Origin of the sequence: Vibrio sp. 1CM24A, assembly GCF_023161725.1 — a bacterium.
Taxonomy (GTDB): Bacteria; Pseudomonadota; Gammaproteobacteria; order Enterobacterales; family Vibrionaceae; genus Vibrio; species Vibrio coralliirubri.
In genome coordinates, this window is record NZ_JALNTS010000003.1 from 137,531 (window position 1) to 158,523 (window position 20,993).

The 20,993-nt window shown below is 46.7% G+C and carries 19 protein-coding genes; 4 read left to right on the top strand and 15 right to left on the bottom strand.

From position 1 onward, the window contains the following. Positions 1 to 187: 187 nt before the first annotated feature. The 9 genes from MSG38_RS08160 to puuE form a co-directional block, all read right to left on the bottom strand. Positions 188 to 661, bottom strand: coding sequence for a GrpB family protein (locus tag MSG38_RS08160; protein WP_102393985.1), 474 nt, complete (start codon positions 659 to 661; stop codon positions 188 to 190). A 16-nt stretch (positions 662 to 677) separates the two neighbouring features. Further along, positions 678 to 917, bottom strand: coding sequence for a hypothetical protein (locus MSG38_RS08165; RefSeq protein ID WP_102393986.1), 240 nt, complete (start codon positions 915 to 917; stop codon positions 678 to 680). Between the two features lie 96 nt (positions 918 to 1,013). Continuing rightward, positions 1,014 to 1,610 carry a DJ-1/PfpI family protein gene (locus tag MSG38_RS08170; RefSeq protein ID WP_248401577.1) on the bottom strand — a complete coding sequence of 199 codons (597 nt, stop codon included), beginning with the start codon at positions 1,608 to 1,610 and terminating at the stop codon, positions 1,014 to 1,016. Positions 1,611 to 1,704: 94 nt separating this feature from the next. Next, on the bottom strand, positions 1,705 to 2,922 hold the full coding sequence (locus tag MSG38_RS08175; RefSeq protein WP_248401578.1) for a DUF3644 domain-containing protein: 1,218 nt from the start codon (positions 2,920 to 2,922) through the stop codon (positions 1,705 to 1,707). A gap of 285 nt (positions 2,923 to 3,207) precedes the next feature. Continuing rightward, positions 3,208 to 4,524, bottom strand: a complete 1,317-nt coding sequence (locus tag MSG38_RS08180) for a urate hydroxylase PuuD (RefSeq protein ID WP_061037654.1) — start codon at positions 4,522 to 4,524, stop codon at positions 3,208 to 3,210. 14 nt (positions 4,525 to 4,538) lie between these two features. Next, on the bottom strand, positions 4,539 to 5,099 hold the full coding sequence (locus tag MSG38_RS08185; protein ID WP_004732859.1) for an ureidoglycolate lyase: 561 nt from the start codon (positions 5,097 to 5,099) through the stop codon (positions 4,539 to 4,541). Between the two features lie 14 nt (positions 5,100 to 5,113). Beyond that, positions 5,114 to 6,100: an allantoicase gene (alc, locus tag MSG38_RS08190; RefSeq protein ID WP_017083065.1), complete on the bottom strand. Its 987-nt coding sequence runs from the start codon at positions 6,098 to 6,100 to the stop codon at positions 5,114 to 5,116. A 123-nt stretch (positions 6,101 to 6,223) separates the two neighbouring features. Beyond that, positions 6,224 to 6,739, bottom strand: coding sequence for a 2-oxo-4-hydroxy-4-carboxy-5-ureidoimidazoline decarboxylase (gene uraD / locus MSG38_RS08195; RefSeq protein WP_017067791.1), 516 nt, complete (start codon positions 6,737 to 6,739; stop codon positions 6,224 to 6,226). Between the two features lie 21 nt (positions 6,740 to 6,760). Further along, complete coding sequence (gene puuE, locus MSG38_RS08200) at positions 6,761 to 7,699, bottom strand: allantoinase PuuE (protein ID WP_248401579.1); 939 nt, start codon at positions 7,697 to 7,699, stop codon at positions 6,761 to 6,763. 411 nt (positions 7,700 to 8,110) lie between these two features. Here puuE and uraH point away from each other — a divergent pair, with 411 nt between their 5' ends. From uraH to MSG38_RS08220, 4 genes are all read left to right on the top strand, one after another. Next, positions 8,111 to 8,464 (top strand): hydroxyisourate hydrolase, encoded by a 354-nt coding sequence (gene uraH, locus MSG38_RS08205; RefSeq protein ID WP_017076963.1) that lies wholly within the window; start codon positions 8,111 to 8,113, stop codon positions 8,462 to 8,464. A gap of 246 nt (positions 8,465 to 8,710) precedes the next feature. After that, complete coding sequence (locus MSG38_RS08210; protein ID WP_048611821.1) at positions 8,711 to 10,054, top strand: NCS2 family permease; 1,344 nt, start codon at positions 8,711 to 8,713, stop codon at positions 10,052 to 10,054. A 223-nt stretch (positions 10,055 to 10,277) separates the two neighbouring features. Then, positions 10,278 to 11,729 (top strand): nucleobase:cation symporter-2 family protein, encoded by a 1,452-nt coding sequence (locus MSG38_RS08215; protein ID WP_248401580.1) that lies wholly within the window; start codon positions 10,278 to 10,280, stop codon positions 11,727 to 11,729. Positions 11,730 to 11,888: 159 nt separating this feature from the next. Then, on the top strand, positions 11,889 to 13,250 hold the full coding sequence (locus MSG38_RS08220; protein ID WP_248401581.1) for an 8-oxoguanine deaminase: 1,362 nt from the start codon (positions 11,889 to 11,891) through the stop codon (positions 13,248 to 13,250). Between the two features lie 100 nt (positions 13,251 to 13,350). Here MSG38_RS08220 and MSG38_RS08225 read toward each other — a convergent pair whose 3' ends face one another. The 6 genes from MSG38_RS08225 to gcl form a co-directional block, all read right to left on the bottom strand. Further along, the gene (locus MSG38_RS08225; RefSeq protein WP_248401582.1) at positions 13,351 to 14,787 is read right to left on the bottom strand and encodes an amidohydrolase; all 1,437 of its coding nucleotides are present in this window, start codon (positions 14,785 to 14,787) and stop codon (positions 13,351 to 13,353) included. Between the two features lie 268 nt (positions 14,788 to 15,055). Beyond that, complete coding sequence (locus tag MSG38_RS08230) at positions 15,056 to 15,664, bottom strand: TetR/AcrR family transcriptional regulator (RefSeq protein ID WP_102530223.1); 609 nt, start codon at positions 15,662 to 15,664, stop codon at positions 15,056 to 15,058. 163 nt (positions 15,665 to 15,827) lie between these two features. After that, the gene (locus MSG38_RS08235; RefSeq protein WP_059018098.1) at positions 15,828 to 17,138 is read right to left on the bottom strand and encodes a glycerate kinase; all 1,311 of its coding nucleotides are present in this window, start codon (positions 17,136 to 17,138) and stop codon (positions 15,828 to 15,830) included. 187 nt (positions 17,139 to 17,325) lie between these two features. Further along, entirely contained in the window at positions 17,326 to 18,222 is an 897-nt protein-coding gene (locus tag MSG38_RS08240; RefSeq protein ID WP_048611851.1) for a 2-hydroxy-3-oxopropionate reductase, read from the bottom strand. A gap of 37 nt (positions 18,223 to 18,259) precedes the next feature. Beyond that, positions 18,260 to 19,036, bottom strand: coding sequence for a hydroxypyruvate isomerase (gene hyi / locus MSG38_RS08245; protein WP_017075254.1), 777 nt, complete (start codon positions 19,034 to 19,036; stop codon positions 18,260 to 18,262). Positions 19,037 to 19,153: 117 nt separating this feature from the next. Then, entirely contained in the window at positions 19,154 to 20,926 is a 1,773-nt protein-coding gene (gene gcl / locus MSG38_RS08250; protein ID WP_050632529.1) for a glyoxylate carboligase, read from the bottom strand. Positions 20,927 to 20,993: the final 67 nt, after the last annotated feature.

Sequence of the window (20,993 nt, forward strand, 5' to 3'; positions counted from 1 at the left end):
AAACGAAATTCAAAGAGCTAGAGAGCATGAGTTCGCTATCAAAGAAGTTCTTCATAATGAGAGACTTGCCTGTATAACAAAGAGAAATTTGATACTAAATTCGATATTTGAAATGAGTGTAAGGGGAAAGCAAAAACAGCACTAAAAGTTAGAGTTTGGATAAATAGCATCCAATTGAAACTTGTCGTTATTTCAAAGCCAACACATGATCGATAAAAGCCGACTTCTTTGCACGGTACTTTTCTTGAGACCAACCTTCACAAGACATTTTGAGGGTGTTGTATTGCTCCACTAAAGCGGGGGTCACTCGCAGCTTGTCACGAAATGCCAGAAAACATTCGAACTCAGAACTATTGGCGACCACTTGCAAGGCCACGTCATGAGCGGATGTAGATTCCAACATACACAGTTCGGGTGTTCTTAAGGTATCGAGTTTCTCTGTAAAGCCTAGTGTTGTGAGCCTCCCTATAACATCCTCAAGTTCGCCAAGCTCAACTCCAACGAATATATCCAAGTCGCCTTTAGATACTGCAGATGGAATCGAAGATGCGCCTACGTGCTCAACTCTCGCATTAGGGATTAGCGTTTTGATGTCACGTTCGTATCGGACAAACAGCTCGTTGCAAGCCGCTTGGTATTGTTCCGCGGGGTAAAATTTCATATATCCTTACTCCGAATCACAAACTATTGAACATACCAATTGCTAACAGAAGCAACACGATGCTAATAGCTCCGATATAAGAGATTCTGGTTCGCTCTTTTTCAGTTGGAATCAATGGGGGAAAGCGCCCTAGTGTGAATACTTTACAGACTATCCAGCCAGCTCCGTAACCAATGAACTCAATCAATATCGACTGAAACAGATACCTAAAGAATGAGCTCAACGCCCTAAAATACGCGACTATTAAGTCTTCCATTTTTGTCCTAACTAAAGTCAATTTGGACTAAAAATGCCATGGGTAGAGATTCATATCAAGAACCTTATACAGAACTACACACGTAAAGAATAGCTCTTAAAGGTAAGCGCTCACCACTGACATGCAGTGCTTTACTGAGTTTTCTTTCTCGCCGACAGGCGCAACATAGTGAATTGCAGCTTCGGTATGTGCTTGGTCTGCGAGTTTGCTGATAACCCATGCTGCTAGATATTTGGATGACAAGCAGCCGCCTGCTGTAGCAATGTTTCCTTCCGCATAAAACGGCTGATCCAACACAGTCACGCCGGATTCTATTACCCATGGTTTCGTTGTTAAATCAGTACAGGCTGGAACCTGATTCAGCAATCCCAACACCGACATTAACAAAGTCCCTGAGCATTGACCGCCAATCAATTGTGTTTGTGGGTTAAGGCTTAACCTCGAGAGTAATTTATCATCTTGGGCGATATCGCGGGTCAACATGCCACTTCCAAACAATACCGCATCAGCAGTATTGGCAAACTCCAAAGGTTGCTGAGATTGGATTGTGACTCCATTCATTGAAGTCACTGATTCTGTAGGGCTAGTAATCTGCACATTCCAGTCAAACTCTTTCATTCGATTCAAAATACCCGCTGCGATGAAAGAATCTAGCTCGTTGAATCCATCAAATGTTAGTATGGCAATATCCATATTTACCCTTATCTCTTTGAATAAACGAAATTTCAGTTCAAGTATTATATGTACACTAACCCTGAACTGAACATACTAGCCTAAGAGATTACCATCAGGCAGTCGCTTTCTTACGCCTATTGCGATAACTTTTCAAAGCGCCAGTCAACCAATTCTTCTGATGTAAATTATTCACAAACCATTCAATGAATGCTTCTGAGTATCTATGTCGTCCATCTAACTCATAATGGTAATTTGAACATTTGGCGTTCTGAGTTTTGTTTTTCTTAACAACCGCTTGAAAGGAGTGGCTTGTAATATTTACATACTCTTGTCTTGCGTTGATTTCTTCAATGGCCGTTTTCTGGTGATACGGATGAGTGATATCTGGGCCTTTGGTCTCTCGAATGATGATTGCTTTCTCACCGCCGTCACTCAGGGAGAGCGATAAATCACTTTCTGACGATTTTTTAGTCAATGCCAATTTGTAATCTATAGATATAGAAAATTCATCTGAATCACACTCTTTCGCAATTTCAGTAAATTTCGTCAAAAAACTTTTAACTTGGCAAGCGGTAAGCTCTCCATAAGTTTCTTTAATTACCGCGGTTTCAGGCTCAAATCCATCAACAATAAGACTAAGCAAACCCACACTTTGACCAGCTAGTGGGCTATTACCCATTAGTAATTTATACCGTTTTTGATAGTTAAGAACCGTTGCTTGAAATAAACGCGATAGTTGAGGTTGTAATTCTGGAATTAAAAGATGAATAGCCTGATCACGCAAATCTATTAAGGTTTCCAAATTCTTAAATACATTGTCAGAAGGGTCCATTAGCTTAGACATAGCTTCACGAATGCTAATGCTAAAGTCACCATCTTTAAAAATGCTTGATGCTCCGTCTCTTTTAGCCAATTCCGATTTCAACATAAGCTCCCAAGCGTTCACCATCATAATCGTAAATGCTTCTACACGATTACCTAATGTAGGCCGGTTATAGACCTCCAAAGCTAAAGTAAAAGCATCATGACTTCTTTTAATGAGCTGATTTGAGAACACTTCATCGGGTGACTTTCCTTGAGTATTTTGACTCTGAGACATCAATAAGAAAAACTGGTCATTTGATAGTTGCGTGATACCGCTACATTTCCAAAGTGAGCGACTTACTTTAGTAACATACTTACCTTTTAATTTTTCATTAAAATACTTATTCACCGAGTTAACACTGTAGCCAACAGATTCAGCAACTTCTCTTGCAGTAAATTCGGATCCATTTTCTTCAAGCGTTCGGAGTTCATCCAGTAACTGAAGAAGCATACCTTTTCTAACCATCTCTATTTTCCCTTCGGAAAGCACATGTTCACAATGACTTATGTTTATTTCTAATCACAACATAGCTTTTGATATAGCCAAACTGTTGTTAAAACACTTTAATTCACATATGCATATAGAGTCACCAACTGAATGATAAATCTGCATTTCCTTTGTCCAAAAACAAAAAGCCCCGGTTATAGGAACCGGGGAAACAGGGTGGGATGAGTTTGGCGCGTGCCCGTAAACCAAACTCTCCCCAAGCCTTACCTAAGACTCATGCTCTTAGGTGAAGGATTCACATCATTATTGAAGCGTAGCGCCTTGCTCTACCCAAGTACCGATCAGTGCGCGTTCTTCGTCGGTCATTTGAGTCATGTTGCCGAGCGGCATCACCTTGGTTGTTACGGTTTGAGCAACAATCCTTGGGACGTTGGCTTTAATCTCTTCTGGGGTATCAAACATCACACCACCAGGTGCAGCAGCAAAAGCAGCATGGCTCGGGGTTGATGAGTGACACACAGAACAGCGCTCTTGAATGACTTTGTTGATAGTTTCAAAGCTGACGCCTGCGCTAGCAGTTTGCATTGCGTGGTCTGCTGGTGCGGCCTGAGAACTAGTCGTTGAAGCGGTGTCGTTTGCAGCAAGCTCTTCTGTCGCTGATTCAGTCGCGCTGACTTGCACTTCTTGAACCACTGGTGCTTGCACAACCGGAGTCATCTGTTTTTTCGCATAAGGTGAGGTAACAAACGCAAGCGTGATCATACCCAGTGCTGCTACTGGTATTGTCCATGCAAACTTCTGGCTACCGTGGCGGGTGTTGAAGTAGTGACGTACCAAGATACTGAAGATCGCTAAACCAGCAAGGATCAACCAGTTGTATTCCGAGCCGTAAGTGCTTGGGAAGTGGTTACTGATCATGATGAACAGCACTGGCAGTGTCATGTAGTTGTTGTGACGAGAGCGCAGTAGGCCTTTCGCTGGCAGTGCCGGATCCGGTTCGCGCTTCTCTTCTATCGCTTTCACCAAGTTGCGTTGTGCAGGCATGATAACGCGGAATACGTTACCCACCATGATGGTACCGATGATCGCGCCCACGTGGATGTAGGCACCACGACCACTGAACACTTGAGTTAGGCCGTAAGTTGCAGCGACGAGCAGCACAAACAGCACAACGCCAAGCAACACGGGGGTTTTACCTAACGGTGAGTCACACAGTAGGTCATAGATAAACCAACCGGCAACGAATGAACCAATACCAATCGCAATTGCCGTTGTAGAATCAAGGCCAGAGCCCGGTGCAATCAGGTAAATCTCGGCATTAAGGTAGTAAACCACACCCAGTAGACACACACCGGTGATCCACGTGAAGTAAGCTTCCCATTTGAACCAGTGCAGGTGCTCTGGCATCTCTGGTGGCGCAAGTTTGTACTTCTCTAGGTGATAAATACCACCGCCGTGAATTGCCCATAAGTCGCCTGAAAGGCCGGTTTTTGGGTTTACTCGGTTAAGGTTGTTCTCTAACCAAACAAAGTAAAATGATGCGCCTATCCACGCAACACCAACAATCATGTGAGCCCAGCGTATTGCTAGATTCAACCATTCTGTAATATGCGGATCCATAATAAACTCCTGTATCACAACGCTTTAGCTAAGCGTTGCTCTTCCTTATTGTCGTCCGTTGGCAAGTCGTCCAAATGCAATGCCACTCGGTCGCTGTCGAAATAAACTTCATCACAGTTGTGCCCTTCGCCGCCTCTATCGACGATCAAGAACTGGTCTTGATCGGTGAGGGCGAGAACTGGGTGATGCCACACCCCTTTGTGATAGTTCACTCCTTGACGACCGTTGCTCAAGAAAGCTCGGCTATTGGCTAATGTTGGATCGTCGCCTTTTGGCGCAACAACAATTAAATAGGGTTGACCAAGTAATGGAATGAATGCCTGAGAGCCAAGTGGATGACGCTCTAACATTTTGATGGTCAGTGGGTAGCTCAACGGTGTGGCTTGGAAGATGCTGATGATCGCTTCTCCGTCTTGGTCTTGCACATCCGTTGTCGCTAGCTTGTGGTAGCGACGTGTTGATCCACTGTTGATCATGAAGAAATCACTATTATCGGACTCGATAACATCGCCAAACTCTGCAAAAGCTTGCTTGGTTAACGGTTCGATGGATAAACGACGTATTCCATTACTCATACTCATTTCCTTACCTATTTCGCTTTCGTACCAAACAGACGCAAACGGCTGATACCACCATCTGGGAATATGTTTGCACGTACGTGGGTAATCGCACCAAGGTCGTTTACCTCAGAAATGAATTCGTGAATCTCGTGCGCTTGCAGCTTTTGTGCTGGCAACAGCTCACGCCAGAATAGGCTTTGTGTTTCTACTTGGTCGTCGGTACCACCTTTCACGTAAGCCGCTTGAATCGAGCAGCTGTCAGGGTAGTTACCTTTGAAGTGGGCTGTATCAACAACGATGCGTTCGATGTTACCTGGGTGACCTAGTGCCACGATAACCCAGTCGTTACCCGGTGTACGACGACGTGCTGTTTCCCAGCCATCACCCATGTTTTCACCGCGGCCAGGACCTAAGATATTGGCTTTGTTACCGTAGTGTTCGTCACTACATGCGAGAGCTCGGCCACCGTGTTCAACCGATGCTAGGTCGACTTGTTGCTGAGAATCTATTGCTTCCCAATCCACACTTGGTCGACCATAAACACGTAAACGTGCAACACCGCCATCTGGGTAGATGTTCAAACGTAGGTGCGTAAATACTTGGTCGCTTTCAATCGCTTCAAGATGATGATGATCACCTTGTAGTGCCATTGAAGGCAGAATTTCTTGCCACTCTGTTGAGTCTGTTGGCTCACCTTGTGGTGAATAACACGCGTCAATTGATGCCGAAGGTGGGAAGTTACCTGTGAAGAATGAGGTATCAATATCAACGCCAGCAATGGTGCCAGCTAGGCCAAGGCGAACGACACAGTAGTCGTAACCTTCACCACGTTTACGTCTGCTTTCCCAACCGTCCATCCACTTGCCGTTATCGTCGTATAAGTCGTCTTTCCACTCTGGCGCTGCGTGGCTGAGAAGACGGCTTTTATCTGCGAAAAAATCGTCTGTTGCGAAGGTAGCTTCTGCGCCGAGTTTTTCGTCTGCAAGGTTTATGTATTGTTCAAATGTTTGGGTCATGTCCGTGTAATCCTATCCAATTAATCAAGTAATAATAAAATGAGAACTCAGTGGCTTATTCGCTTATAAAGCGTGCTCTTAGCGCACTAAGACTGGGCTGAGATAGCTGTTAACTCCGTTAACTTACATATCCCAGAGACGAAACATCGCGATCTTGTTGATCTCTTGAATCGCCGTAGCAAACTCAGTTTCACTATCATTTCCTAATCGCATCTCGAACGACTCAAGAATTTGGTAACGATTGGCTCCCTTCACCGCCATGATAAAAGGGAAATTGAAGCGACTTTTGTAGCTGTTGTTGTAAGAAGTGAATTTTTCAAATTCTTCGGCGTTGCACTGGTCGATGCCCGCCCCCGCTTGTTCTTTGGTCGACGACTCGGTGAGTTCGCCGTTTACTGCTGCTCGACCGGCTAAATCCGGGTGAGCGTTGATCAAAGCCAACTGTTTGCCTTGGTCTGCACTTAACAAGGTCGATGCCATTTTCAGATGAAGATTCTCGATATGGTCATCTTCGGCATTCAAACCTTGGTCATACACCACTTCTGCAACCCATGGGCTGTGTTCGTAGACATCAGCAAAGTGAGCGACAAAGGTATCGCGGTCCATGGTTGTTGGTTGGCATGATCGAAATTCAGTCACGTAAGCCTCCTTGCTTCACTGCTAGTTTTGCTGTTGATGATTAGCGTTATTTGGTTGATATGGATGATGTTGGTGCCAGTGGTTGGCGATATCGATTCGACGACATAACCACACGCTGTCGTGCTGTTTTACGTAATCTAAGAAACGTCTCAATGCAGCAATACGACCGGGGCGACCAATCAGACGACAATGCAGCCCAACCGACATCATTTTCGGTGCGGTTTCGCCTTCCATATAAAGGGTGTCAAACGTGTCTTTCAGATATTGGAAGAATTGCTCACCAGAGTTAAAGCCTTGCGCCGTTGAAAAACGCATGTCGTTCACATCAAGTGTGTAAGGGATCACCAATTGCGGATGACCAGTCTCGGTGTGCCAATAAGGCAGGTCATCGTCATAAGCATCTGAGTCGTAAAGAAAACCGCCCTCTTCAGCAACCAAGCGACGAGTATTTGGACCCGTTCGACCTGTGTACCAACCTTGCGGGCGCTGACCCGTCACTTGTTGGATGATCTCAATCGCTTTGGTCATGTGGTCGCGCTCTTCAGACTCATCAATGTATTGATAGTCTATCCAGCGGTAACCGTGGCTACAGATTTCGTGACCCGCTTCGACCATGGCTTTGGCAACGTCTGGATGACGCTCAATCGCCATTGCGACAGCAAATACAGTCAGTGGGATTTCATATTCATCGAACAAGCGAAGAACACGCCACACACCTACACGGCTACCATATTCATAGATGGATTCCATGCTGATGTGACGTTCGCCTTTGATCGGTTGTGCTGACGGGATCTCTGAAAGAAAGGCTTCAGACTCGTCGTCTCCATGTAACAAACAACGCTCACCGCCCTCTTCATAGTTCAATACAAAAGAAACCGCGACGCGCGCATTACCTGGCCATTGAGGGTTGGGAGGGTTAGCTCCGTAACCGATCAAATTTCTTGAATAATCCTTATTCATCCAAGTACTCCTAACATAAGTGGTTGGCTTAGCCGCTCTTTCATTGGTTCATCAAAATGAATCAATGAATGGATTTTCCAAAAACTGAGCAACCTTACCCCTGTACATTTATTGTATACAATTATTTATCTCAATGTAAAGATTTTGTTATTCAAGTTAATTTTCTTTATTCAAACCATTTAAAAACAATGCTTTAACAATACAACCCTCGACCAAAAACCAATAAGCCACATCTAAAAAGTCAGAAAAAACGACTAAATAGTTAACATTTTTCCAACAATTTGCTTTACTAATTGTATACAGTTCGTACATAGTTAGTGATAACAAAGTGACCAGTTGCATTCTTTGCAGGGTCGAATTACACAGATAAACCACGGAACAGAGGAGCGCCAAAAGCGCTATTAAAGGACTATGGGAAGACTAACAACACACGTATTAGACACCACACACGGCTTGCCTGGCGCAGAGATCAAGGTAGAGCTTTATAAGGTCAACGAAGACTCAACAGAAAAGCTGGCGACGGTACTCACTAACTCCGATGGCCGAACCGATGCGCCGATTCTGGCAGGAAATGATTTCCGACCGGGGAAATACCAATTGGTGTTTTACGTCGCCGATTACTACAGAAGCAAAGGCGTGGAGCTGGATGGCGTGCCCTTCCTAGATGATGTGGTTATTCGCTTTGGTCTAGATGATCCAGACGCGCACTACCACGTTCCTCTTCTCGTCTCGCCTTACAGTTTCTCAACCTATCGGGGCAGTTAGTCCCGTGACCTAGAACTTCGAACTAGGCTCAACCAACAAATCATAAACAAATTCACGTGTACACCCCAAAAGGTGTGCACTCACTAAACACGCTCATATAAAAATACTAACAACGTTATTAGTTAGAAGTTGATGATTAAACAACAGATAACTAAAGAAATAACGGCTAGGAAAAAACCTTAAAACTTAATATTGAAATCTCGCTGTATTCAATAAATGGATCACAACATAAAAGGACTTGCTGACATGAGTGAGAGTAAAACAGAAATACTCAACCAAGATGCGAACAACGGAATTTTAGAGAAGTTTTTTAAAATTAAGGCCCACGGAAGTAGCGTAAAAAATGAGTTAGTCGGCGGTGTCACCACCTTCGCAACCATGGCTTACATCATCTTCGTTAACCCACAAATTATGGCCGCTTCAGGCATGGATTCAGGCGCGGTATTTGTCGCGACCTGTATTGGTGCTGCGATCGGTTGTTTGTTAATGGGGCTATTTGCGAACTGGCCTGTCGGACTTGCGCCGGGCATGGGCTTGAACGCCTTCTTCTCGTTCACTGTAGTAAGCGAAATGGGCTACAGCTGGGAAGTGGCACTGGGTGCGGTGTTTATCTCCGGTATCTTGTTCGTCGGGATGAGCTTCTACAAAGTCCGCCAATGGATCATTGAAAGTATCCCAGTGAGTCTGCGTTACTCCATGACAGCGGGTGTTGGTTTGTTTTTGGGTCTGATTGGCTTAAAAACAGCAGGCATCGTCGTTGAAAACCCAGCAACTTTGGTATCACTAGGTGACTTCACTAAACCAGAAGCGCTACTGGCGGCTATCGCGTTCCTTATCATCGCGGTTCTCAGTGAGCGTAAAGTCTTTGGTGCGGTGTTAATCGGCATTTTGAGTGTCACTCTGGTCGGCATGATGCTTGGCTTAGTGCACTACAACGGCTTCTTCGCAGCGCCACCAAGTTTAGCACCTACGTTCCTAAAAATGGACATTATGGGCGCTCTCGATGTTTCAATGATCAGCGTTATCTTGGCTTTCCTTTTTGTAAACATGTTCGATACCGCGGGTACTTTGATGGGCGTGGCTGAGCGTGCAAACCTGACGAACCCAGAAACAGGCAAGATCGAAGGCCTGAGCAAAGCGCTGAAAGCCGACAGTATCTCAAGCGTGGCAGGTGCGTGTGTGGGTTGTCCGCCAGTAACCAGTTACGTAGAAAGTGCAGCGGGCGTTGCAGCAGGCGCACGAACTGGCCTATCGGCAATTGTGGTTGGTGTGTTGTTCTTAGCGGCGATTTTCCTATCTCCACTTGCAGGTATGATCCCAGCTTACGCAACCTCTGGCGCTCTGATTTATGTGGCGTTCGTGATGATGAGCAGCATGCAGCACGTTGACTGGAAAGACTTCACCAACGGTGCTCCCGCAGCCATTACAGCGTTAATGATGCCTCTGACCTTCTCTATCGCGAATGGTATCGCACTCGGTTTCATTACCTACACAGTGCTGAAACTGGCGACAGGTAAAACAAAAGACGTCTCGATTTCGATGTACTTCCTAGCGGCTATCTTCATCGCCAAGCTGGTATTCATCGGTTAACCCTATAGTTCCTGAGCAGTCGTTTCTTGATTGCTCACAACGTTGCTTGGCTGGTTCGCAAGCCAAGCAACAACATGATTTTTAAGAAAGCTAATTACATTGATGACGAGAGCATAACCCCTACCGATTCAGTGCACCTTTTTTATGACCCTACGCAGTTTGTAGAAGTCATTATTTGACCGCCAATCGCCTGTAAACGGAAACGCAGGCAGAGGAATATCAAATGAAACTTCTGTACACCCTAAATGAAAGACCGCCTCATGGGCTAACCCTCCTACTCGCACTGCAACACATGCTCGCCTCGATTGGTGGCATTGTGGCTGTTCCCCTTATTGTCGGCGCTTCTATCGGCCTACCTAATACAGAGATCGTCTCGCTGATCAATGCTGCGTTATTGGCGTCTGGTATTGTGACCGTCGCTCAATGTCTTGGTTTCGGCCCTGTCGGTATTCGGCTGCCCGTTGTGATGGGTTCAAGCTTTGCCTTTTTGGGTGTCGCTATCTCGATTGGTAACGAAGGTGGCGTCGCCGCTATTATGGGCTCAGCACTTATCGGCTCATTCGTGGTAATTGGTGCCAGCTTCTACATGGACAAGGTTCGAAAGCTGTTCCCGACCGTGGTAAGTGGTGTGGTGGTTACCTTAATCGGTTTAACCATTTTACCGGTTGCCATGAATTGGGTCGGAGACTCTCCTGCCAACACGGAACAATTCGCCACACTACCTAAACTGTTTCTAGCCCTTGTATCGTTAGGCATCGTAGTCGGCGTATCGGTTTACTGTAAAGGTGCGGTTGCCGCTTCAGCTATCGTGATTGGTTTAGCGGGCGGCTACATTGTGGCGCTATCGCTCGGCATGGTCGACCTTGAGCAAATCAGCTCTGCCGCTTGGGTTGGTGGCCCAGAACCTTTCAAATACGGCTTCACCTTTTCTGCGAGTGCCATCATCAGCATGAGCTTGGTTTACATCGTGGTTATCGCCGAAGCGACCGGTGACTTCATGGCACTCGGTAACAACTGCCAAACCAAAGTATCTGGTAAAGACTTAAAACGTGGCCTTCTAGGCGATGGCCTTGGTAGTACCTTATCTTCAGTTTTAACGGCAATGCCATTGGCGTCATTCAGTCAAAACGTCGGTATTGTGGGAATCACAGGTGTAGCGAGTCGCTATGTAGTGGCTGCAACCGGTGGTTTGTTGATTTTAGGTGGTTTGTTCCCGAAATTAGCCGCCATTGCCGTCACAATACCTAAGCCTGTTTTGGGCGGGGTGGGTTTCGTGATGTTCGGTATGATCGCCTACGCGGGTATCCGCATGTTGATCAAGGCCGCAGACACCAAGCGAAATGCCTTGGTAATCTGTGTTGGTTTGGCATCTGGTTTGGCCGTCACTTTCGAACCAAGATTGCTGCAACACTTACCGCATGATTTAGCGAACTTTCTTCATTCTGGCATCACTACCGGTACTATTATGACGGTACTGCTGAACCTTGTTCTGCCAAAATCTTCACGAGCAGAAGAGCAAGAAGCGCTAGCCGAAAGCCAAGCGCAAGTTGAGCTAGAAATGAAAGAACAAGCTGAAGAAGCACTTCAAGCAGATGAACAATTAGAGATTCAACAAGCAAGTACAGAAGCAGACGTTCAAGCGGCATCAGAAAACCCTGAGCCAAAAACGAACTAGCTGGTTCACTGACTAACGTAAAACCGATTTCCGTAGGATCAGGGCTGATTAGAGCATTAAACGTTTTAACGACCCTGATTCGAATTTATCTTTTAACTACAAATACCAAATAAAGACCCTCTTCCCTGAAAAGGCTGAGATGGCTAAGGACTACTATGAATGGAAACCATCTGGATTAAGAATCCTCTCGCAATCTACACTGGCTCACTGGCTGATGCAGAAGGCGGAATTGTCATTAAAGGTAATACAATCATTGAATTGGTTGGTAAACACAAAGAACCGACCTTACCTGTAGATTACAGCGTCGACGCTTCTCGTCATGTTGTGACTCCTGGGCTTATCAATGCGCACCACCACTTCTATCAAACCCTAACGCGTGCCTACCCTGGCGCACTCAATAAAGAACTCTTCAATTGGCTACAAAGCCTCTATCCAGTTTGGGCCAACCTCGATTCTGAGATGATGAGCCTTGCTACAGAGCTGGCGCTGGTTGAACTAATGATGTCGGGCTGTACCACCGCCTCTGATCACCATTACTTACTGCCAAACGGGCTTGAACACGCCATCGATTTACAAGTCGAAGCAGCAGAGAAGCTGGGAGTTAGAGCCATATTCACACGCGGTTCTATGAGCCTTGGGGAAGATGAAGGTGGGCTACCACCACGACACACCATTCAAACCGAACAGACCATCATTGATGACAGCCAACGCTTGATTCGTGATTACCACCAGCGTGATGAAGGCGCGATGATTCAAATCGCACTCGCACCTTGTTCGCCGTTCTCAGTCACCACGGATCTAATGAAAGAGACCGCTAAGATCAGTGAGCGTGAGAACGTCATGATGCACACTCACCTATGCGAAACCTTGGATGAAGAAGACTTCTGTATCGAGAAGTTTGGCCTACGCCCTGTCGATTACCTAGAAGATGTGGGCTGGCTCAACGAACGTACTTGGCTTGCTCATGGTATTCACTTCAATCCAGAAGAGATCAAGCGTTTGGGTAAAGCAGGCATTGGTATCAGTCACTGCCCAACGTCCAACATGATGTTGGCTTCCGGTATTTGTAAGAACAACGATCTTGAAGCCGCTGGCGTTAAAGTCGGGCTAGGAGTGGATGGTTCTGCCTCCAATGACGGTTCGAACATGATTGCCGAAGTGCGCATGGCGATGTACTTACAGCGCCTACAATATGGCTCTGCGAACGTATCTCACTTCGACGCACTGCGTTGGGCAACATCGGGCTCTGCCGCCGCAATGGGCAGAACGGATATCGGTACGCTAGAAGTTGGCAAACAAGCTGACATCGCGATGTTCAAGCTCGACGATATTCGATTCTCTGGTAGCCACGACCCACTGGCTGCATTGCTACTCTGCGGTGCGCAACAAGCGGATAAAGTGATGGTAGCCGGCAAATGGCGAGTTAACGATGGTGCTGTGATTGGCGTAGACATGGAGCAACTGATGCACCGCCACCACGCTGCGGCGATGAAGCTCGGTAAGTTGGCGATGAATAACTAGAGTTTCGATATTTTGGATTCACCGGAAAGCAAAAGGCCGACGTGATGTCGGCCTTTCTTGCTTATTCATTCTATTCGATTTTTAGAATCCGCTTGACGTCCTAATCCATCAAGCTCTTAGACTTAATCGCTTTCTTAGAAAGCTCTTTAGCGAACTCAGTGATGTCTGCTTCGAACTCATCGACGCTTTGGCGGATGTCATCCAGTTGAACTGTCTGCATCACTCGGTTTTCCATTACGATTTGGCCGTTAACAATCGTAGTGTCGATGTTGCTTGGGTTCGCTTGGTAAACTAGTGTCGCGTATGGGTCGTAACTTGGCATCATGTTCGCTGATTGTGTCTCTACAATCACGATATCCGCTTTCTTTCCTACTTCAAGAGAACCGATTTGGTCTTCCATATGTAGGGCTTTTGCGCCGCCTAATGTCGCCATCTCAATGACTTGTTCAGGGATCATGATGGTGCGGTCTGAATGCTTTAAGCGTTGCATGTTTGCTGCGTAGCTTAATGTGCGCATGATATCGACTTGGTTAGAGCTCATTGGACCGTCGGTTCCTAAGCCAATGCGCATGTCAGCACGGTACATCTCCCACGCAGGGGCAATGCCTGTCGCACCTTTAGCGTTCGCCATTGGATTGTATGAGATACCCGCGTCAGCTTGTTTCAGTAGCTTTTGGTCGTTCTCCGAAAGATGGATACCGTGAGCAATGACTACACGCTCATCAAGCACACCGATTTCATCCATGTATTCGACTGGCGACGTTGCTTTAGTTTCATCTTTGATGCGCTTCTCTTCATTCGGGAATTCAGCAACGTGAATCAGCACCGGCACATCGTATTGAGCAGACAGCTTGTTGATCTCTTGCAGCTTGTCTTTGCTGACTGTGTACACCGCATGTGGTGCATAAGCAGGTGTAATCAGCTCATCGTTTTTGTACTGCTCAATAAAACCTTTGGCATACTCAATGCCGCCATAAGGTTCTTTGGCATCAACCACTGGGAACTTAATCACGGTTTCGCCGAGCACGGCGCGTAAGCCGACTTCTTTGGTCGCTTTTGCCATTTCGTCCATGTGGTAATACATATCGGCATAAGTGGTTACACCGCTTTGTGCTAATTCGATAGAGCCAAGCTTGGTTGCATTGTAAATCAGTTCACGGCTAAGCTTTTCAGCTTCTAGAGGGAAGAAGTAAGCGAACAAGCGGTTCGAGATGCCCTCTTCACCTAATCCACGAAACGCAATCATAGGTAAATGGTTGTGCGCGTTCACCATACCCGGCATGACGATTCCATCTTGAGCATCAATCACCTTTTCAGCGCGATATTGAGTGATCAAATCCTCGTTACCGACTGCGATAATCTGGTCGTTTTTCACCACTACCACACCATCTTCAATCACATCCATTTCTGAATTGATCGTCAGAATTTGTCCGTTAGTGATGATCAGATCGGCGTTGTATGTTTGAGTTGCGACCGTCGAACCACAGCCTGCCAGTAGAACAGCGCTGATGGTGCATGCCAAGCTTTTAAGCGTCATTGCTAAACCTATATGTTGTGCGTGTAATATTGTTAGAAGCTTCACTTTGTTGTTCTTAGCTATTCGTGCTTGAGAACAACAATGCCGCAAATTTTCGCGACACTATACCCTTATCTTTAAATAAAATGGCATACCAAATCGAGCCAAATTCAAGAGAAATAAGTAATTGCACAACAGGTCACAAAAAGTGGCTTTACACTAGTCGTCACTCCTGTACAAAAACAAAAAAGGCCCGCAATCGCAGACCTAAATAAACCTTCAAATACCGTTAGCTTTTCACACCGCAACCTTTAATCACTAACTGGGTGATAAACTCAGCGGCTTCTTCGTAGTCTTTATCATCGAGCTGCTCTTTCTGCATTACACTGCAAATCTGCCATCCAAAGTCGGCGTAAGTTTGAGTGGCCGCCCAAATGGTAAACATCAAGTGGTGTGCGGGGACATCGTCCATTAGACCTTGCGCCGACCAAGTTGAGAACTTATCGAGGATCATCTGGGATTGTTTATACAGCTCGTCACCGATCTCTTTTGGTAACACTTTCGCGCCAGACATCACTTCATTGGCAAACACTTTAGAGGCGTGTGGATGGTCGCGAGAAATGATCAGCTTGGTTTGAATATATTGAGACAAGGCTTCAACAGGATCGCTGAGTTCTTCAATCGGACGAGACGCTTCTAGTAAGGGCTGAGTGACGGTTTCAAGCACAGCGTTGTAGAGCTTATCTTTAGAGCTGAAATAATAGAATACGTTAGGTTTGGGAATGTCGGCCGCTTTTGCGATATCGGCCATTTTTGTTGCGGCATAACCATGAGTGGCGAATTGTTCACACGCGACTTCGATGATTAAATCTTGATTCTTTTGTCTGATCCTAGACATATTGCATCCTTTACAGCTCGTTACTGAAATCATAGTAATCAACGTGCTTCATTAGTCCAGAAGATAATTTCAGAACTCAAGGTCACAGCATTGATAACAATAAAATGGTCGCTCTATTTGTTAAGAAGCGACCATTCCATACCCTGCGTTTGAACTGTCCAAATTAAAGAATCAATATCGCTCTGAAGTCATTCACGTTAGTCAACGTCGGGCCCGTGGTAAGAAGCACATCGACTTGCTTGAAGAAATCGTAACTGTTGTTGGCATCGAGGTAGTCTTGCGCTTTAAGCGACAGGCTCGAACCTTGTTGCCATGTTTGAGGTGTAATCCACGCACCCGCATTGTCTTCCACACCATCAATCCCGTCGGTATCGGCAGCCAATGCAAATATATTGTCTTGGCCTTTGAGCTCGTTATATAGGCTCAACAAGAACTCACAGTTACGCCCACCGCGACCATTGCCTTTAACGGTTACTGTGGTTTCGCCACCAGAAAGTATCACGCAAGGCGCCTCAAATGGATGCTTATGATTGGCCACTTGCTTAGCCAGCGCAGCGTGAACCTTCGCGACATCTCGCGCTTCCCCCTCTATGCAATCACTCAACACATAAGCCGGAATGCCCAAGCCTTCAGCTTCTGCAGCAGCGGATTCCAATGCCGACATTGGTGTGGCGATAATATGGTGCTCGGCGTTTTTCCAACACGCGTCATCTGGTTTCACGGTTTCTGATTCTGGGTTGTTCAACCATTCAAATGCCGAAGGTGGTGTTTCAATTCGATAACGTTCCAGTATTGCCATCGCATCAAAGCGGGTGGTGGTGTCTGGTACGGTTGGGCCCGATGCAATCACACTGATGTCATCGCCCGGCACATCTGAAATCGCCAATGAGACGACTCTTGCTGGGTAAGCGGCCTTTGCTAGTCGCCCACCTTTGATTAACGATAAATGCTTACGCACACAGTTCATCTCATCAATAGCCGCGCCAGATTTAAGCAGTGCTTTATTGATTTGTTGCTTCTCTGCCAAGCTGATGTCACCACCGGGCAGACTTAACAAAGCAGAGCCGCCGCCAGACAATAGGCAAATAACCGTATCGTCAGCGCTCAAGTCACTCACCAATTGCAGCATACGTTGGCTTACTTCTAAGCCCATCGCATCCGGAACTGGGTGCGCCGCTTCAATCACCTCAATGTGTTCGCAAGGTGCGGTGTGCTCATAACGAGTCACCACTAAGCCTTCAAGATCACGCAGTGCAAGGTCTTGTTGTTTCTTTGCCTGCCAAACCGCTTCAAGCTCTGCTGCCATTGACGCGGCCGCTTTTCCTGCTCCTATCACCACAGTTCGCCCAGCTTGATTAGCAGAGCGGTAAAAAATATCTTGAGGAAGAAAAGGTTCGATGTGATTTTTAGGTAGCGCCTGATTAACAGCACTTGAGAAAAGGGTTTGCAGAAACTGCTTAGCATCAATGTCCATCAGCCACTCCTTAGTTGACGGAGAAAAAAAGAACCCCAATACAAGGCGAAAGGGTGCCTGCTAAGATCAAGTTGGAAAGGAACAACTTCAACCTTTGCCTCGTATCAGGAACGCGTATAAAAGGAGACGAAACTACGCGATTTATAAACAAACTGTTGGGCTACGAATCGATAGCAGCCCTAATTAATTAACGAATCGAGTGGTCAGAGCGTTTCTCTATCGCTTGAATAAGCGCAGAGTGGTCCCAACCTTCACCGCCCATTTCGGCGCACTCACCAAATAGCTCTTGAGCATTCGCCGTATTCGGCAGCGCGACACCTAATTCTTGTGCGCCCGTTAGCGCAAGATTCAGGTCTTTCTGGTGAAGTGAGATTCTAAAGCCAGGGTCAAAGGTGCCTTCAACCATGCGCTCGCCGTGTACTTCCAAGATCTTAGAGTTAGCAAAGCCGCCCAATAGAGCCTGACGTACGCGTGCTGGATCGGCACCGGCTTTTGAAGCAAAAACTAACGCTTCAGACACGGCTTCGATATTCAGAGCAACGATGATTTGGTTAGCCACCTTACACGTTTGACCTGCACCGTTGTCACCCACTAGCGTGATATTCTTACCCATGATTTCAAATAACGGACGCGCTTTATCAAAGGCGTCTTGCTCACCGCCCACCATGATAGTCAGCGCTGCATTGATAGCGCCTACTTCGCCACCTGATACCGGAGCATCAAGGTATGAAGCACCGCCTTCGTTGATTCGCGCTGCAATGGCTTTGGTCGCGATTGGCGAGATTGAACTCATATCGATAACCAGTTTTCCAGCAGCGCCACCGGCGGTAAGGCCTTGCTCGACGCCATTGTCACCAAACAGGACGTCTTCCACTTGAGGCGTATTCGGCACCATTAGAATAATGACATCCGCCGCCTCTGCCGCTTCTGCGGGTGAATGGCAGACCGTTGCGCCTGCTGCCACAAGATCGGCAGGTGCTGCATTAAAGTGATCCGACAGAATCAAATCGTGACCTGCTTTTTGAAGATTACTCGCCATAGGTTTCCCCATGATGCCAGTTCCGATAAATGCAATTTTAGACATTTTGTTCTCCTTAACGTTTGAGGGTTACCAGACGTAATTAACGGTACTGGTGTAGCCAACCAAGGCCTTCTGTCGTTGTTGTTTTCGGCTTGTATTCGCAGCCAACCCACCCTTGATAGCCAAGTTCATCAAGATAATTGAGCACGAATGGGTAATTGATTTCTCCCGTCCCCGGTTCGTGTCGACCTGGATTGTCAGCCAGTTGAACGTGTGCGATTTGGCCAATGTTTTGCTGCATGGTCGGCGTAAGATCGCCTTCCATAATTTGCATGTGATAAATATCGTATTGGATAGAAAGGTTATCGCTCCCTACCTCTTTGATGATCGCTTTGGCTTGCTCCGTGGTGTTCAAGAAGAAGCCCGGAATATCGCGGGTATTGATCGCTTCTATCACTAAGCTAATGCCTTCTGCTGCGAGCGCGTTCGCCGCGTAATGCAGGTTAATCACAAACGCCGATTGCGCATCTTGTTGGGTGACACCTTGCGGAACAATCCCCGCCAAGCAATTCACTTGAGTACAACCGAGCGCTTTTGCGTAAGCGATGGCTTTAGGTACACCCGCTTGAAATTCTTCAACTCGCGCTGGGTCGACCGCGATACCACGGTCGCCAGCGTCCCAATCACCCGCAGGCAAGTTAAATAGCACTTGCTCTAGGTTATTAGCGTCGAGCTTTGCTTTGATTGCCTGAGCATCAAAGGCGTAAGGAAAAAGATACTCCACACCTTGAAAGCCCGCTTCTGCGGCAGCTTCAAAGCGGTCCATAAAATCAACTTCCGTGAATAACATTGACAAGTTTGCTGCAAATTTTGCCATGACTCTGTCCTTATTCTTTATTTTTGAAAATCTGGTTATTTGTAGTAGAGCCTCGCTCTATTGGAGGCTTTTCCGTAGAGCTAAGCCTCAGCTCTACGGATACACATGACTTAATGATTACTTGTACGCCAGCGCCGTTGGAGCATCGCCGCGGCTTTCGGCAAGCGGTTCAAACTCGTTAATAGCATTGATCTCTACGCCCATCGCAATGTTGGTTACTCGCTCAAGAATCAGTTCAACGACCACTGGCACCTTGTGCTTGTTCATCAGCTCTTTTGCTTGCTCAAACGCAGCGGCAATTTGCTCTGGTTCACGAACTCGAATCGCCTTACAACCTAAACCTTCAACAACCGCAACATGGTCAACGCCGTAGCCTTCAAGCTCTGGTGCATTCTGGTTATCAAACGCCAGTTGTACACAATAATCGATATCAAATTGGCGCTGTGCTTGGCGAATCAAACCTAGATACGAGTTGTTCACCAACACATGAATGTATGGCAAGTTGAACTGTGCACCTACTGCCAGTTCTTCGATCATGAATTGGAAATCATAATCACCAGAGATAGCGACAATATCGCGATTTGGATCGGCGGCTCGTACGCCCAATGCGGCGGGTGTTGTCCAACCTAGCGGGCCAGCCTGACCACAGTTGATCCAGTTACGAGGCTTATAAACATGCAGGAACTGAGCGGCGGCGATTTGCGACAAACCAATGGTGCTCACATAACAAGTATCACGACCAAATGCCTTATTCATCTCTTCATAAACACGCATCGGTTTCATTGGCGCTTCATCGAAATTGGTTTTACGCAGCATGGTCGACTTGCGTTCCTGACACTCACTTGCCCAAGCATTTCGATTCGGCAGTTTGCCAGCGTCACGCCACTCTTGCGCCACTTCAACCATTAGCTCTAGTGCAGCTTTCGCATCAGAGACAATGCCTAAATCAGGACAGAACACACGGCCGATTTGGGTTGGTTCAATGTCGACGTGTACGAACTTGCGGCCTTCGGTGTAAACATCCACAGAACCGGTATGACGGTTTGCCCAACGGTTACCCACACCAAACACAAAGTCAGAGTTGAGCATGGTTTCGTTACCGTAACGATGGGATGTTTGTAGCCCCACCATGCCCGCCATTAAGTCATGATCATCCGGGATCGATCCCCAGCCCATTAAGGTTGGAATCACAGGAACACCAGTGATCTCGGCAAACTGTTGCAACAATTCAGATGCGCCAGCATTAATCACGCCACCACCGGATACAATCAGCGGTTTTTCCGATTGAGACATCATGGTTAATGCTTTCTCAACCTGCGCGCGTGTCGCTTGTGGCTTATAAGGTTCTAGCGGTTCATAAGTATCGATATCAAATTCAATCTCAGCCAGCTGAACATCAATCGGTAGATCAATCAGGATTGGACCCGGACGACCCGAACGCATTAAATGAAAGGCTTTTTGAAATGCGCGTGGCACTTGAGCAGGTTCCAGTACCGTGGTTGCCCACTTAGTCACAGGCTTAGCGATAGATTCAATGTCGACCGCTTGGAAATCTTCTTTGTGAAGACGAGCACGTGGCGCTTGGCCTGTGATGCATAGAATTGGAATCGAATCTGCAGACGCAGAATAAAGACCCGTGATCATGTCCGTTCCCGCAGGGCCAGAGGTACCAATACACACACCAATATTGTCTTGATTAGTGCGCGTGTACCCTTCGGCCATATGCGATGCACCCTCTACGTGGCGAGCTAAGACGTGGTCGATTCCTCCGAGCTTTTTCATAGCCGCATACATAGGATTAATTGCTGCGCCGGGAACACCAAATGCGATGTCTACACCTTCACGTTTAAGCACCTCTACCGCTGCTTCAATCGCTTTCATAATTGCCATTCGAACCTCCAGTTCAGATTGTATACAATTAAACTAACTTTTGTGTACTATGAACCATCCTCGCTAT